This window comes from Cylindrospermum stagnale PCC 7417, assembly GCF_000317535.1.
Taxonomy (GTDB): domain Bacteria; phylum Cyanobacteriota; class Cyanobacteriia; order Cyanobacteriales; family Nostocaceae; genus Cylindrospermum; species Cylindrospermum stagnale.
Genome location: NC_019757.1, coordinates 5,588,606 through 5,602,411, shown reverse-complemented (window position 1 = coordinate 5,602,411; position 13,806 = coordinate 5,588,606). Strand labels below are relative to the sequence as shown.

Genomic DNA, 13,806 nt, shown 5'->3' with positions numbered 1-13,806 from the left:
TCAGATCCCCGACTTCTTAAACAAGTCGGGGATCTTGTTTTTTACTTGTTTTGTATGTTGGCTTGAGGGCTGAAACCCAACAACTCAAAATGTCGCTATATCCTAATTAATCCCGAAGAACCCCACCCCGGTTTTGCTGGCGCCAAACCTCCCCTCCCCTCATGAGGGGAGGGGATTGAGGGGTGGGGTCAAACGTATGTGGGAAAACAGTTTAAGATTAAGTTGATACTCATGAGCAACGCTGTGCTCCACCGCATATTGTACGCAACCGAGAAGCGCTAAAAGTTAAACTAATAGTTACAGTTAGGTTAATAGTTATGAATCAGCTAACACCAAAGTCACCAAGTCGTAGAGGTCAAATTTTCCCAGAACACACTTTATCACCGGAATAATTGGCTAGACACAAAGCTGAAAATGAAGCACAATATCAACGTTATCGGGCAATTTTTGAGCGTGTACGTCCTGAGTTAATTCAAAAACATTATGGTTGGTATATTGCGATTGAGCTAAATAGTGGTAATTATTTGATTGATGAGGATAAAGAAGTTGCACATAAAAAAGCCCATGAGAAATATCCAAATAGCGATCACTGTGTTTTTTGCTTGAATGAAACTGGAGCCACTGGCAGAATATAAAAGATTATTTTAAGTTAAACTAATAGTTACAGTTAGGTTAATAGTTATGACTCAGCTAACACCAAAGTCACCAAGTCGTAGAGGTCGAATTTTCCCAGAACACACTTTATCACCAGAAGAACTAGCTAGACGCAAAGCGGAAGATGAAGCATTTGATCAGCGTTGTTGGGCAATTTTTGAACGTGTGCGTCCTGAATATATCGAAAATCACTATGGCTGGTATATCGCTATTGAGCCTGATAGTGGTGATTATTTCGTTGATAAAGATAAGGAAGTTGCTAGTAAGAAGGCAAGGGATAAACACCCTAATGTTATACACTTTCTATTTTGCCTAAATGAAACTGGAGCAACAGGCAGAATATGATACAGGGTTATTTTGGTGATGGGGGGCAGCTTTTTTTTGAACTTGAATTAATTACTGCTGATGGCTTAAATCTGTCTGTAGATTGTTTATTCGATACAGGTTTCACAGGCTTTATGGCTATTAATAAACAAGATTTAGAAGGTTTGAGTTGGTCATTTATCCGCAAGGAACGTTTACGAACTGCACAGGGAGAGTCAAGATTTAATCTTTATTTAGGTAAAGTACTATTAAATGAACAAGAGTATGAAATTCCTGTTCATGCTGGGGACGAGTTGACTGAGGTTTTGTTGGGTTCGGAATGGTTGAAGTTTTTGCCTTTGGTGGTGAATTTCCAAGCGGGTATTTTGACTTTGGGGTAGGTTTTGGGTAACGAACCGCAGAGACGCAGAGAACGCAGAGAGAAGAAAAGAAGAGAGAATTAGTTATTTTTAGTTTATTGGTAAGTCTCGCAGGTAGTAAAAGCGATCGCGTCTCCAATCCTCTCCTTTTATTCGTCCGACATAACCTGTCAAGGGTGAGGAAAGTTCTATCAGAATTTCGCGCAGTTCTATAGAGTTTAAGGGTTGCGGGGGATGAGAAGTGAGATATGTTGCATGAAGTGCTTCAACTCCAGCACGTTCACGTTTTGCAAGTTCAAGGTAATTTTTTAAAACTTGGATAATGTGCGATCGCAATTTAATCTGTATCTCTACTTTATCAATATATTCATCAATTTTATGGTCGATTTGTCCAGGTTGTAGATATTTCTGCAATTCAACTAAGTTTATTGCACCTGGATATTTGGCTTTGAGTTCAACTAATTTTTGTAATGTCATTGCGTTAATAATACTTACTTTCCATTGTTGTGCTGCTTTTTGGGTATCTGGAGATGGCTTACCGGGGCCAATTATTAATTTTACTGAGTTGAAAAATAGCTCAGAACCTAAATGCATTCCACCAAGTTTAATTAATTCCTCAACTGTACCGCTGGGAATTAATCTACCGGCTTTACATTCGCAAACAATCGGGTAAGGTTTTGAACAAAATAAATCTAAGCCTCCTGCACCACCTTTATAAGCGGTTTCAACTTTGAATCCTAAAAAATTAAGGCTTTTGCGTGCGATATTTTCAAAGTCTGTACCTGCTTGATAGGTACTTTTTTTCTCTTCTAGTTCTATGCTTCTATCTCCTAAAGTTTCAATTGTTTTAATCCAATCTAAATCAGAATCTAGTCTATTTGCAGTTTGCTCACTACTCCAACCTAAAAATATTTTAATATCATTTTCTAATTGCTGTGCGGCTAAGTTGGTGTTAGCTATTTGCGATAATGCACTTTGCAATTCTTCTAATTCACGATTTTGGGGAGGTTCAAGTTTTTCTAATTGGTGTTTGCGTTGGGAAAATATCTGATCGTCTAATATCGGCTTGGCTTCAAAAGCAGCAATATTAGGTAAACCCACAAATTTACCTAATTTATCTTGAATATTTGCACTAACTGGAACTTCACAGAACTGAGGTAAATGATAAACGCGCAAGTAAGCAAGAAAAATATTTTGTTGTTTCTGTATTATTGCCTCAAATACTTCTGGTGTCCATATTGTTAATTGAGACAAAATATCTAACGGTTTAGATTTATCTAGAATTTGGCAAAGTTCACATTTAGCCCAAGCTTTAATTGAAACCGTCTTAGAATTAACTTGTTTGATAGCAGTTTGAGCATTAGGTAAAAAATTTGAGCGGTAGTATTTCTCAATTGAAAGCTGATTTGCTGAAACATCAACAGGATAAAGTGCAAATCTCTGTCCTGGACGAAGAAACATCCTCGGTAACGCTGCAACTGTTCGTCCCTGTATTAAGGCTTCAATATCAGGGACGGGTAGACACAGCGCTGTTGGAAGTGAAAACTGCTGATTCATTTCTATTTAGTTATTGGTTCACTCATTTGGATGTTATCAGCATTTGCAGCGGTTTGAGGAATTCTCATTGGCAAATCATCATCAGTTAAATTGGTCGGTTCTTGTCCAGAAGGATCACTTAAAATCTCTCGAATCAGAGGGTTGTTAATAGCGATTTGTTTCTGTTTTATAAATTCAAAAATCTGCTCCTCTGTCAATTCATAACTTTCACGGTTATCCCAAACGTAAAAGATAGCTAAAAGAGGTTTAATATCTTGGCTTTGCAAGCTTACCCACTCTCCACCTTTTTCTTGCAAAAGTTTTCTCAAGTTTTTTCTAGCTTCTGTAGCATTAGGAGAAATTATCTTTGAACGCACCAAGCAACCACGAGTTAAATCATACCTTTGATAATCAATTAATCTACTCAATGCTGCCGTGACACCAACACCAACTGACTGTTGTACAACATCCACTCCTATTTTGATCTTTTGTTGATTCCCAATAATTTTAAAATCAATATGTTGTTGATTAGGTACTTCTTCAATTTTTTCAATTGTCACTCCTTCTATGGTTTCACCTATTAACCTATCAAAAGAAAATTTAAGAGCCTTAGCAATTAATACTTCATCATCTAAAAGTAAATTCATAGAAACTCTTAGGTGTACTAATTCACTCTGAAAATACGGCTTAACTAGATGGGGATGGATGTGTTTTTCTGGTGGAATATCTTTCTCTGGTAGGGTTTTACCATTAAAATTATCTGCACACCACTTTAAAATTGACCTAACAGTAGGTTTACGTTTACCACGTTCCCTAAGTTCGTTTTCATCAAATGGGTAGAGAGGGTGAGGAGGGGTTTTTTGATGTTTCTCGTAAAAATCTTGTAGCCTTTTTTGGACGAGAGCAATAATATCGTCGGAATTGAGATATTTTAATTCAATTGGTTGTCTATCGGCTTGCTCACTTACTAATCTATCAATGACTGCTTCAGCTTGTGGCAAAAATCTGATTTGATCATTCCAAGTTTCAGGATACATTGCCAGCAGAAAAACACCTCCTCTGAGATTGTTATATAGATCCTTAACTAAGCTTCCAATAACCTGTGCTGTTGTCAAACCATTTTCTGCAACATCTGCGTTATCTAATTCATCAAAACAAAGCACCGGAATTCTATAATGACTAGTGATATCTAGAATCTGGCGAACATTCCGCAAAGATTCAGTCTCTCTATCTTCCTTTTTTGAATTTGGCAACCCCATTGCTTCAGCTTCTTCTTGTGTTAGTTCTAAACCGGATAGCCAGCGATTTGCATAATTAATATGGGCTGGAGAAAGTGTCCACAAAATTGCCTGAACTATGTAAGGGTTACTAATTTCAGGTTTGCTTAACATAAGCAGTTTTGTCAACTGCTCAATAAACTTATTTGAGTATTGATTTAACCAAATTGGATATTGACTGATATATTGCTGTGGTGTGTAGTTCCATTCCTTTGCTTCGTTAATTAAAGCAGCCGCAATTTCTTGCCACTGCATTACCTTTTTATTACCAAAAGCTCTGAGGCTAGAAGTAACACTTTGCAAAAATTCATATTTGATTTGATTTAAGTTGTCATATTTACTCATGTAAATAAATAAGCTACTATTTTCAGTCTGTAGCCGATGACGAATCCGACTAATAAGATGGCTTTTACCTAACCCTTTTTCAGCGGTAATCGTCATACCTACAGTTGTCCGCTGTCCTTTACGGATTTTTTCAACCGCATCAAATACCGCATCAGAAGCATGAGAATTAATTGAGGGAACATCTGGAAAACTTTTACCCCATATTTGCTGCGGTCTGACGACAATATGTCCCGCAAATGGATTTTCATTTTTTATCAAATCATCAACATTAGATGTGTTAGTACTCATAGTATTGTGAAGTTAAGGTGTGAAGAATCAAAGGGAGTTTAGGGTTTTAGAAGCTTGGCGTAGCAGCGTAGTCCATCTAGTTCTGTAGTCATAGAATCTTCTATTTTGTCGCGTGCATTATCTTCTATAGTTCCCCCTTGCAGTTGCAAAATATCGTCAGCTTGCATTTCTAGCAAAAAATCATTGAATTCTGTACGACTGACGCGATCGCCAATTTCTCTCCTAATGCGGTAAATTGGCACTAGATGATTAAAGTTGTATTCATAGTTCAGCTTGTCGTAGACTTCTAGCGCTACAGACTTAAACTCGTCGTAGGATGCGATCGCACTTTTCACCCCATCCCCAGACGCAACCACCGCAATATCAATCTGACTAATCCACTTCAGCAACGCATTCGCAACCCAAGTACCGACGAGAGTTCCCTCAAACTTCAACTCGCTATCTCGCAAACCCGCACCCAACACCTCTAAACCCTTGGGTGATTTGAGAGTGTATCCTTTTTTGGAAATAGCGATCGCACCCTGATTCTCTAACTCTGCAAAAATCTCCTGAAAATCTGCAACCTTCTTACCCTTCGAGATAATTCGCTTAGTGAGTTGACCTTTAGCTACTTCCTTCTCTATCCCTCCCAAATCCCACAAAGCAAGCAGCAAGCGAGTTGTAGCTTGATTAGCCAGTAAAATATTTTGTTCAGTAACCATACTATGTGCCTTATTTGACGATTAATAATTATAATGGGTTTATTTTTTACCTTAGCCAGAGAAAAAACTTTTGTTATTTTCTATATATTTCATCGATAAATTCAGAAATTTCTGTAAAGCATAAATTACGAAATTACACTTAATCGTTTTGTTTTTAATTTACAAAAACAGCAACTAGAGCGATTCTCCTTTGCAGACAACACACTTTCACCCCACCCCGCAAGCCTAAGGTCTACACACAAGTTATCCAATTACCTAAAAAAACTGACTCAACTCCCTCTCCTTACGAAGGAGAGGGACAGGTTTTGCGATAGCAAAACCAGGGTGAGGTTTATCTTGTGTCTTATTCCCCAAGACTTAAGCAAGCGATGCAAGTTCTATCATCAGCAGGATGGAAAACTTGAGAAATTGATTCATCATCCAAAAAGAAACGCTTTATCTGTGCTGTTGTGAATGAGCGGCAAAGTAAATCTTTATTCAGTTCCCAGAAAAATAACAGGAATTCCAACCCTGTTTTTCCAACAGTACGGTTTTCAGTAAACGCAGGGTGAGGAAGAAACCTGATGAACACAATATACAGAGAACGTAAAACAGTTTCCCGTCTGCTGGCGGTGCTACTTTCGGCATTGCTGATGGTGCCTTTACTAAGTAGCTGCGGCGGCGGAAACCGAACCGCAACACCACCGCCACCTGTTGACGATAGCGTCGGGAGAACAGTCAGTAATAATAACCCCGCAACCCGACCTGAAGCTAAAAAGGGGTTAGGTACTGGGCAAAAAGTAGCGCTTTTGGCGGGTGCAGCAGCACTTTACTACCTCTACAACCAGCATAAGAATTCTCAAGCAGAAGGAGCGCAGGGCAAGTATTACCTCTCCAAAAATGGGCGTGTATATTACCGCGACGATAAAGGGCAAGCTCACTGGGTAACTCCACCACCAGAAGGAATTCAAGTTCCCGAATCTGAAGCGCAAAAGTACCGGGACTTTCAAGGCTATAACAACCGTCCCACCGGTCGCGATCTAACTAACTTAACCTCCAGCGCCGCCCCAGCACTTGAGAAAAGTGTAGCCAGTGTGTAGACCCAAAGTCTGACATTCGCGCAAAGCTGGCGGTCGGCGATCGCACAGATGAAACATGAAACCATACTTCTCGGTTAAAAGGCGATCCCCCCGCCTGTGGCAACCCCCTTAAAAAGGGGGTTGAAGAAATTAAACTTTAGCCCGCCTTTTTAAGGTAGTGGGGAAACTAAAAGGCGATCCCCCCGCCTGTGGCGACCCCCTTAAAAAGGGGGTTGAAGAAATTAAACTTCAGCCCGCCTTTTTAAGGTAGTGGGGAAACTAAGCTTAAGCCTCCCTTTTTAAGGGGGGTTGGGGGAATCAAGCTTAAGCCCCCCTTTTTAAGGGGGGTTGGGGGGATCTTCTTCCGAAAAGTATTGGCATACAGGTAACAAGAATCAGGAGATAAATGATGGTAGATGACTTTTTGCGAAAGGCGAAGGATTTGTTCTTAGGGACAAACAACTCTGAAGCTGACCGAGATGCCGAATATCGGCGTAACGCTCGCCCAGCCAGCGAAGACCCCTATGGCGACCCCGCAGACCCCGCATCTTACGGTGATGCCCGCCCAGCCAGCGAAGACCCTTATGGCGACCCCGCAGACCAAGGGTATTACGGCAACGCAGCAGATTTAACAGCTTACGGTAACGTCCGCCCAGCCAGCGAAGATCCTTACGGCGACCCCGCAGACCCCGCATCCTACGGTGACGTCCGCCCAGCCAGCGAAGACCCCTATGGCGACCCCGCAGATGAGGAATATCGCCGCTAACGCCAAAAGCATTCCCCTCCTCGCCAGCGGGGAGGGGTTAGGGGTAATTCCGGTTAATTGAGGTGACAAAATGCTACCCCTGAACATCAGCCAAAATTTCCTGCGCCCGGTGAATATTTTGACGCACAGATTGCGCCGAAGCCTGCAAAGCCGCTTTTTCCCCGTCGCTGAGAGTCAATTCCAACACCGACTCAATACCGCCGCATCCTAAGCGACAGGGGACACCAATCACAACATTTTCTAAACCATATTCACCTTGCAGATATGTCGCCACTGGCAATAACCGCGACTGATTCAGCAAGATTGATTCGACCATCACAGAAGCGGCTGAAGCCGGCGCAAAAAAAGCACCACCGGTCTGCATTAATTCAACAATTTCCGCGCCACCGTTGCGGGTTCTGGCAAGCATTCGTTCAATGGTCGCCTGATCTAGCAATTCTGTGACGGGAATGCCGTTAACAGTGGCATAACGGGGTAAAGGTACCATCAAATCCCCGTGGCTACCGAGTACGATCGCCTTGACATCAGCAGGTAAAACCCCTAATTCTAAGGCGACGAAGGTTTCAAAGCGGGCGGAATCTAACACCCCAGCCATACCCATGACGCGATCGCGTGGTAAATTTGTAGCTTGTTTCGCTAAATAGGTCATCACATCCAAAGGATTAGTGACGACAATTAAAATAGCATTGGGAGAAAAGGCGATCGCATTCTTCGCCGCTGCCACCACAATCTTGGCATTAACTTTCAGCAAATCATCCCGACTCATCCCCGGTTTGCGGGGAAATCCTGCCGTAATCACCACAATTGCCGAATTAGATGTATCAGCATAGTTATTTGTGCCGATAATCTGCCGATTATGTAATTCAATTCCCCGCGCCTCCATCAAATCCAACGCCAGTCCTTGAGGCATACCCGCAACAATATCCAACAACACCACATCTGCCAGGTTTTTCTCAGCAATACGTTGGGCTAAAGTGCTACCAACTCTACCCGCACCGACAATGGTCACACGGGGGGAATTACATAAAATTGGGGAAGATGGCGAAGAAACCATAATTCACGGCTAAGAGGTGATGGGTGATGGGTGATGGGTAATGGGTGATGGGTGATGGGTGATGGGTAATGGGTAAGAAAATCACCTCTTCCCAATTCCCAATTCCCAATTATTTAAATTCTTCCAGTTGTTCGATATTTAACCAAATATTTGGTGTTGCTACTTTCCCAAACTTAACCAGGGCGTAATCACCTTTGATATCTACAATTTCGCCCTTAGTTTCAAACAAATAAGACGGAAAGCGAGAATCACTTGCTTTTGCTTCTAAACTATTCTCCAACTTCTCGCGAACAGCGCGAACCATATCGCCCTTTTTAACTGCCATGACTTCCCCTCTCAAGTTTATAAACGCTTTTAATCAGGATTTTAACGTAGAACAGGCGTCACGAGAGTTTCATAACCCGGTTATCGTTGAGCATTTTAGACCACGCGGTAGGGGCACAGCATTGCTGTGCCCCTAAGATAGATGTGGTTCAAATAGATGAAAACTGCTGTAATACCAAACGTATTGTTTCATAACCCAAGCCGGGGAAACGCCCATCCTAGAAACTCAAAGTCGATTCCGAGAATCTATTTCTGACATTGGGTGCAAAAGTGGCTAGATCGCCCACCAAGCCTAATCCGCTGAATCAAATTCCCGCAAACTCGACAAGGTTCACCGGCACGGTTGTAAACCCACGCCTCACCGCCATAGTTACCGTTGACACCCTTAACATTAAGAAAATTACTAAAAGTCGTGCCACCAGCCGCAATACTAGCTGATAACACTTGAATAATCGCAGCTTGCAAACGTTGAATTTGTTGGCGCTGCAAATCTGTACAGAGGGTTTGGGGTAGCACACCACTCTTAAACAGCGCTTCATCTGCGTAAATATTACCCAATCCCGCTACCACTGACTGATCTAGTAGGGCTGTTTTGATCGGACGGCGGCGATGAAGCAGTTTATCTGCTAAATAATCTACGGTGAATTCTGGTGAAAATGGGTCAATTGCCAGTTTCGCTAAACCAGTAATAATGCTTTCTACCGCCACATCAGGGGGAACCCACCACATTTGCCCAAAAGTGCGCTGATCTACAAACCGCAATTCTAGGCGATCGCCAAAAAATAATCTTACCCGCGTGTGCTTGTGTAATGGTTCATCTTGGTCTAGCCACAGCAATTGACCAGTCATTCGCAGGTGAACCCCTAACCAAGTGGGGGGAGATGAAGAAAGGGGGGAGAGTTCCGCTAGGAGATATTTGCCGCGACGATGCCAAGTAGCGATCGCACTTCCTGTGATGTTCTCCACAAACTCACCGACAGAAAACGGGTAGGCGATGGTGCGATCGCGCAACACATCTCCACCCGTGATTTTTTGGCTGAGGGTCAATTGATTTAGACCCCGCCGCACTGTTTCAACTTCAGGCAATTCAGGCATTCAAGCTGATTAAGAGAGCAATTTAATGTTTTTGGGAATATAAAATTTAGACATGGGGAAGCATCAAGCATGAAAGCACGGAAAAATTTAGACTTCAGACTTCACGCTTCACCTTTGTTTTATCATCCCATCAAACTAGCCCCTTGTAGCTCAACTGCTTACTTTTTCGCCTTCACTGCTGGAGGTGCAACCTCTACTAATTCATCCAAAGCAAAGTTATTGGTGTTGATACCGGCGTAATTGACCTTGTCAAACCGGACAATTACTGGGTACTTGATGCCGCTTTGGTCAATAGTAGCCACGGTTCCTAAATCCTGAAACCAGTAGGATTCAGGGCGGAGAATACGGACTTTAGAACCACGTTGAACCATGAGTCTCTTCCCTTTTAATAATCAATCGTCAAGGAATAGGGCTAATTGATTTCACTTTACAACCTGTAGGTCGCAGCTAGAAGCTTTATTAAGTTATTTGTCTACTTAGTCAGTGTCAATTGTCCGTTGTCCGTTGTCAGGTTGGATTTCTCACCATAGACCGTCCCTCTTGACAAAGTCCACACTATATAGTGTCATATAACTATTGACAAAGACCACACAATAGAGTAAGGTCGTTCGCAAACACTTCTAAAAATCTTATGCCTTGCTCAAAACAAACACGCTCCCCTCATTACCCCTACCAATACGTAGATTGTTATCTATATAAGTAATGTCTAACCAGCCTTGTTGTTGGTCACTTTTAATCAGAAAATCAATCGCCGTAAATTTTTTACCCAATTCAATTTGTTGGATAAATTCTGCTGGTGAATTGTAGCCGATTAACCGTTGTAAACCAATAATAGAACGCTGAAATTTTACGAGTAGACGACGCTCTGAGACAGGCTCAAATTTAGCAGCAACGCTAACTAATCCTTCTAGAGTTGGTAAGCCATAAATCTCGGCTATGTTGTAAACAGTGCCACTCTGTACCCGGATACATTGGTAAATTTGACCAAGTTTATTCAGGGGTACTCGATCCAGGTTTAATAAAGCTTTACTGGTGGTGTATAGTAGTCGCCAATTACCATCCAGCAAGTTACTCGCTTCGAGTGGACGTGGTGTAGGATTGAAGTCTTCCAAATTGGTGATCGCTGCTAAAATAGCCTGTTTCTGTGGCTCAGTGGCCAACAAACCGCGATTTGTACCAGCGATTACATCTAAGAGAGCCGCTTTTCCCATCATTGCCTGTCACCTCAAAAAGTATTTGCACGAAATCGGCATTAATAAAACATTAATGTCCAATGTATATAGCCGTACAACTGGCTGAGAACGTCTTCCGGTATGCCATACTGCTATTAAATAAAAAAATTTGTTTGATTCGGATTTGGCAATCAAAGACTTGAATGAATAACTAAATTATCTCGTATCAAATGATAGACTCTTAATGTCTAGTTACATAAACCTCTTCCTGTTTTCGTGGATATGTTGAATTCTCCCCTACGTGAAGAACCCCGTAACCAGCGAGCTGCTGTAATTCCCTTAAAGCAAGAGACCTCTCTCTTGGATTGGTTAGAGACTAGCGGTCGTGTCATAGCGCGTAACGTTCACGAACCAGATTTTTCAGATGAGGAAGCAGAAATATCTGAGTTTCTGGGTGGAGATGACGGAATTGCCGACCTTGATTATGATGATGACGACGATATCAAGATCGGTGAAGATTAGGCTTATGCAGTCTTAGGCACTGGGTTTCATCCCTCCTAATAGGCTGCTGTTCAGTTTTGTAAGTGTGGAGTGAAGGGAAGTTTTCTGTGGACGCTAAATTATCTCCTGACCAAGAATTAAACGTTTCTGGGATCGGTCTAGCCTCTTTGTTGGCTTTAGGGCTAAGTGTGGCAGCCTTGATTTTGGATTGGATGGGGAATAGGTTACCCTGGCACACTACGTCGCTAACCATGCCCCTTTTATTGTGTGCTATGGGTTCAGCGGTCGTGGGACACTGGGTAATACCCCTGCTGCAAGCACTCAAAACTGGGCAAATAATCCGCGAAGATGGGCCTCAAGCCCATCTCAAGAAAGCGGGTACACCGACGATGGGTGGTATATTTTTTATCCCTGTTGCCGTATTAGTTGCCTGTATTTGCTCTAATTTTGCAACAAATGTACTAGCAGTTTCCGCCTTAACACTAAGCTACGGTTTGATTGGCTGGATTGACGATTGGCAAATTCTCCGCCGTAAGTCCAACAAAGGTATCTCTCCCCGGATGAAACTGGCTTTGCAGATTATTTTTGCGGCAGTATTTTGTCTGTGGTTGATGTTTAGCCAAGAATCAAGTATAACAAATATCGCCATACCTTGGGTGAGTTTTTCTCTACCTTTAGGATTACTATTTTGGCCTGTGGCTGGCTTTGTCTTAGTGGCTGAAAGTAATGCTACTAATTTAACAGATGGTATTGATGGCTTGGCAGCAGGAACGGTAGCGATCGCAATTTTTGCATTAGGTGCTCTGATTGCACCCACCTCACCAGAATTGATGGTTTTCTGTACGGCTTTAAGTGGCAGTTGCTTAGGCTTTTTAGCCCATAACCGCAACCCAGCCCGTGTTTTTATGGGAGATACTGGTTCCCTAGCGCTGGGAGGAGCTTTAGCTGCTGTAGCACTGCTGGCTAACAGCTTAGTAGCACTGTTCATTCTCAGCGGTATCTTCTTCGTAGAAACACTTTCTGTCATGGCGCAGGTGAGCTATTACAAAGCCACTAAAGGCCCCGATGGTAAAGGCAAACGCCTATTTAAAATGGCTCCCCTACACCATCACCTAGAACTAACTGGTTGGTCTGAATTGCAAGTTGTTGCCGTATTTTATTTAATCGCCGCTATTTTGGCTACCATCTGTTTGACGGGTAGTAAATTCTAAACTTTTGAACAAATAGTCGAAAAACAATGAGCAACCCCCACATCTACAGGGGGTTTTTTTATTAATGTTTGTAGTGAGCAGCTCTCAGTCCTCTATCGGCTTGAGGAAATAAGATTTAGGACTAAAGTCCTGACTACGAGCTAACTTTGTTTTATTTATTCTCGCCTACTTACCGATTGCCTTGGATACGCCGCCAACGGTTCAAGCCATAGATACCAGCAGCCAAAATCAAAAAATATGGACTGTAAACAATTAACCAAATCCCAAATTTGAGCAAACCAAGAGTAAAGGCTGCAAAGGAGTTGGTGGAATTGTTCCAAGTTTCCTGAATTTGCGAACCTAAGTTACGCTGTGGACTGGTGCTAGATACTGCGGCTTCTAACTTCAGTGTGATCGTAGAATAAGCGACTTGATTTTGTAAGTTTTTCAGTTGGGCATTAATTTGCTCTATGGATTGTCGGACATTGCTCAGTTCTTGGGCAACACTTAGCACATCTCTGACAGAACCAGCGCGATCCATAATTTTTTGGAAATTAACTTCAGTTTTTTGAAGGTTGGTTAATCTGGCTTGGAAATCCACTAAGCGATCGCCGACATCTTCCGCAGTGATATTGCGGTTTTCTACTGTGCCCAATTTAGCTAGTTCTTCCAAGGTAGGTTCCAGCAAGTTCTGCGGTACTCGTAACTGTATGGATGCAGTATGCAGCGCGGTTTCCTTTGTGGGCTGTTGTTCATTTAACCCAATCAAATCCCCTTGCTGTTTATTGATAATTTGCGAGACAGCATCGATACTCTGATCCACAGAGTTGACAATCACAGTCATTGCTGCTTTTTTGATTAGTTGGGGAAGCTGACGGGGCGTTGGGGAAGCTGATGCTGCTTGAGAGTCAATCTTAGTAGCTGGTGCTTCTGCTGCTTGATTTGCACCTTGTGTGGCTTCAAGCTGTTTAAATGACTGAGGATTAGTTGCACAACTGGTGAATATTACTCCTCCCAATAATAGACTCGCAAATAAAGTTGATTTGCGTGGTAATTTCGTTAAGGCTTGCATAATCAACCCCTAGATAGATGAAGTTACCTTCAGTATCGCTGGGGGAAAAAATGAAAGCTGACATTGTTGCGAATTATGTAACAGGAACGC

General features: G+C 42.3%; 15 protein-coding genes and 1 pseudogene. 7 read left to right on the top strand and 9 right to left on the bottom strand.

Annotated features, from left to right (window positions below):
* Positions 1–317 precede the first annotated feature (317 nt).
* The 3 genes and pseudogenes from CYLST_RS23495 to CYLST_RS23485 all read left to right on the top strand — a co-directional run bounded on the left by CYLST_RS23495 (position 318) and on the right by CYLST_RS23485 (position 1,358).
* Positions 318–635, top strand: a pseudogene (locus CYLST_RS23495) (hypothetical protein).
* Positions 636–681: 46 nt separating this feature from the next.
* Complete coding sequence (locus CYLST_RS23490; RefSeq protein WP_015210239.1) at positions 682–999, top strand: hypothetical protein; 318 nt, start codon at positions 682–684, stop codon at positions 997–999.
* Positions 996–1,358, top strand: a complete 363-nt coding sequence (locus tag CYLST_RS23485) for an aspartyl protease (protein WP_015210238.1) — start codon at positions 996–998, stop codon at positions 1,356–1,358. Before CYLST_RS23490 ends, CYLST_RS23485 begins: the two co-directional genes overlap by 4 nt.
* Before the next feature lie 69 nt (positions 1,359–1,427).
* Here CYLST_RS23485 and CYLST_RS23480 read toward each other — a convergent pair whose 3' ends face one another.
* The 3 genes from CYLST_RS23480 to CYLST_RS23470 are packed head-to-tail and all read right to left on the bottom strand — an operon-like array spanning position 1,428 to position 5,484.
* Positions 1,428–2,894: a DUF1802 family protein gene (locus CYLST_RS23480; RefSeq protein ID WP_015210237.1), complete on the bottom strand. Its 1,467-nt coding sequence runs from the start codon at positions 2,892–2,894 to the stop codon at positions 1,428–1,430.
* 2 nt (positions 2,895–2,896) lie between these two features.
* A complete protein-coding gene (locus tag CYLST_RS23475) occupies positions 2,897–4,783 on the bottom strand; it encodes a P-loop NTPase family protein (RefSeq protein WP_015210236.1) in 1,887 nt (628 codons plus the stop codon).
* A gap of 38 nt (positions 4,784–4,821) precedes the next feature.
* Positions 4,822–5,484, bottom strand: a complete 663-nt coding sequence (locus tag CYLST_RS23470; protein WP_015210235.1) for a hypothetical protein — start codon at positions 5,482–5,484, stop codon at positions 4,822–4,824.
* A 563-nt stretch (positions 5,485–6,047) separates the two neighbouring features.
* On the opposite strand from CYLST_RS23470, the gene CYLST_RS23465 reads away from it, so the two are divergent.
* Positions 6,048–6,563 (top strand): hypothetical protein, encoded by a 516-nt coding sequence (locus CYLST_RS23465; protein ID WP_015210234.1) that lies wholly within the window; start codon positions 6,048–6,050, stop codon positions 6,561–6,563.
* Positions 6,564–6,948: 385 nt separating this feature from the next.
* A complete protein-coding gene (locus CYLST_RS23460; RefSeq protein ID WP_245587423.1) occupies positions 6,949–7,308 on the top strand; it encodes a translation initiation factor in 360 nt (119 codons plus the stop codon).
* A 73-nt stretch (positions 7,309–7,381) separates the two neighbouring features.
* Here the strand turns inward: CYLST_RS23460 and mdh are convergent, their stop codons facing one another.
* The 5 genes from mdh to CYLST_RS23435 form a co-directional block, all read right to left on the bottom strand.
* Positions 7,382–8,362, bottom strand: coding sequence for a malate dehydrogenase (mdh, locus tag CYLST_RS23455; RefSeq protein ID WP_015210232.1), 981 nt, complete (start codon positions 8,360–8,362; stop codon positions 7,382–7,384).
* A 109-nt stretch (positions 8,363–8,471) separates the two neighbouring features.
* On the bottom strand, positions 8,472–8,687 hold the full coding sequence (gene ndhO, locus CYLST_RS23450; protein ID WP_015210231.1) for an NAD(P)H-quinone oxidoreductase subunit O: 216 nt from the start codon (positions 8,685–8,687) through the stop codon (positions 8,472–8,474).
* Between the two features lie 245 nt (positions 8,688–8,932).
* The gene (locus tag CYLST_RS23445; protein ID WP_015210230.1) at positions 8,933–9,781 is read right to left on the bottom strand and encodes a DNA-formamidopyrimidine glycosylase; all 849 of its coding nucleotides are present in this window, start codon (positions 9,779–9,781) and stop codon (positions 8,933–8,935) included.
* A 158-nt stretch (positions 9,782–9,939) separates the two neighbouring features.
* Entirely contained in the window at positions 9,940–10,152 is a 213-nt protein-coding gene (locus CYLST_RS23440) for a photosystem I reaction center subunit IV (protein WP_015210229.1), read from the bottom strand.
* A gap of 258 nt (positions 10,153–10,410) precedes the next feature.
* Positions 10,411–10,995 (bottom strand): PAP/fibrillin family protein, encoded by a 585-nt coding sequence (locus CYLST_RS23435; protein ID WP_015210228.1) that lies wholly within the window; start codon positions 10,993–10,995, stop codon positions 10,411–10,413.
* Between the two features lie 240 nt (positions 10,996–11,235).
* Here CYLST_RS23435 and CYLST_RS23430 point away from each other — a divergent pair, with 240 nt between their 5' ends.
* A complete protein-coding gene (locus tag CYLST_RS23430; protein WP_015210227.1) occupies positions 11,236–11,475 on the top strand; it encodes a DUF3134 domain-containing protein in 240 nt (79 codons plus the stop codon).
* 86 nt (positions 11,476–11,561) lie between these two features.
* Positions 11,562–12,665 (top strand): phospho-N-acetylmuramoyl-pentapeptide-transferase, encoded by a 1,104-nt coding sequence (gene mraY, locus CYLST_RS23425; protein WP_041233232.1) that lies wholly within the window; start codon positions 11,562–11,564, stop codon positions 12,663–12,665.
* 169 nt (positions 12,666–12,834) lie between these two features.
* Here mraY and CYLST_RS23420 read toward each other — a convergent pair whose 3' ends face one another.
* Positions 12,835–13,716 (bottom strand): DUF4349 domain-containing protein, encoded by an 882-nt coding sequence (locus CYLST_RS23420; RefSeq protein ID WP_015210225.1) that lies wholly within the window; start codon positions 13,714–13,716, stop codon positions 12,835–12,837.
* Positions 13,717–13,806 lie beyond the last annotated feature (90 nt).

Excerpts from the sequence above, each read along its gene's own strand:
- CYLST_RS23465 (WP_015210234.1), top strand. The coding sequence starts at position 6,048 with ATGAACACAATATACAGAGAACGTAAAACAGTTTCCCGTCTGCTGGCG.
- mdh (WP_015210232.1), bottom strand. The coding sequence starts at position 8,362 with ATGGTTTCTTCGCCATCTTCCCCAATTTTATGTAATTCCCCCCGTGTG.
- CYLST_RS23480 (WP_015210237.1), bottom strand. The coding sequence starts at position 2,894 with ATGAATCAGCAGTTTTCACTTCCAACAGCGCTGTGTCTACCCGTCCCT.
- CYLST_RS23440 (WP_015210229.1), bottom strand. The coding sequence starts at position 10,152 with ATGGTTCAACGTGGTTCTAAAGTCCGTATTCTCCGCCCTGAATCCTAC.
- CYLST_RS23460 (WP_245587423.1), top strand. The coding sequence starts at position 6,949 with ATGATGGTAGATGACTTTTTGCGAAAGGCGAAGGATTTGTTCTTAGGG.
- CYLST_RS23470 (WP_015210235.1), bottom strand. The coding sequence starts at position 5,484 with ATGGTTACTGAACAAAATATTTTACTGGCTAATCAAGCTACAACTCGC.
- CYLST_RS23490 (WP_015210239.1), top strand. The coding sequence starts at position 682 with ATGACTCAGCTAACACCAAAGTCACCAAGTCGTAGAGGTCGAATTTTC.
- CYLST_RS23420 (WP_015210225.1), bottom strand. The coding sequence starts at position 13,716 with ATGCAAGCCTTAACGAAATTACCACGCAAATCAACTTTATTTGCGAGT.
- CYLST_RS23475 (WP_015210236.1), bottom strand. The coding sequence starts at position 4,783 with ATGAGTACTAACACATCTAATGTTGATGATTTGATAAAAAATGAAAAT.
- CYLST_RS23430 (WP_015210227.1), top strand. The coding sequence starts at position 11,236 with ATGTTGAATTCTCCCCTACGTGAAGAACCCCGTAACCAGCGAGCTGCT.
- CYLST_RS23445 (WP_015210230.1), bottom strand. The coding sequence starts at position 9,781 with ATGCCTGAATTGCCTGAAGTTGAAACAGTGCGGCGGGGTCTAAATCAA.
- ndhO (WP_015210231.1), bottom strand. The coding sequence starts at position 8,687 with ATGGCAGTTAAAAAGGGCGATATGGTTCGCGCTGTTCGCGAGAAGTTG.
- CYLST_RS23485 (WP_015210238.1), top strand. The coding sequence starts at position 996 with ATGATACAGGGTTATTTTGGTGATGGGGGGCAGCTTTTTTTTGAACTT.
- CYLST_RS23435 (WP_015210228.1), bottom strand. The coding sequence starts at position 10,995 with ATGATGGGAAAAGCGGCTCTCTTAGATGTAATCGCTGGTACAAATCGC.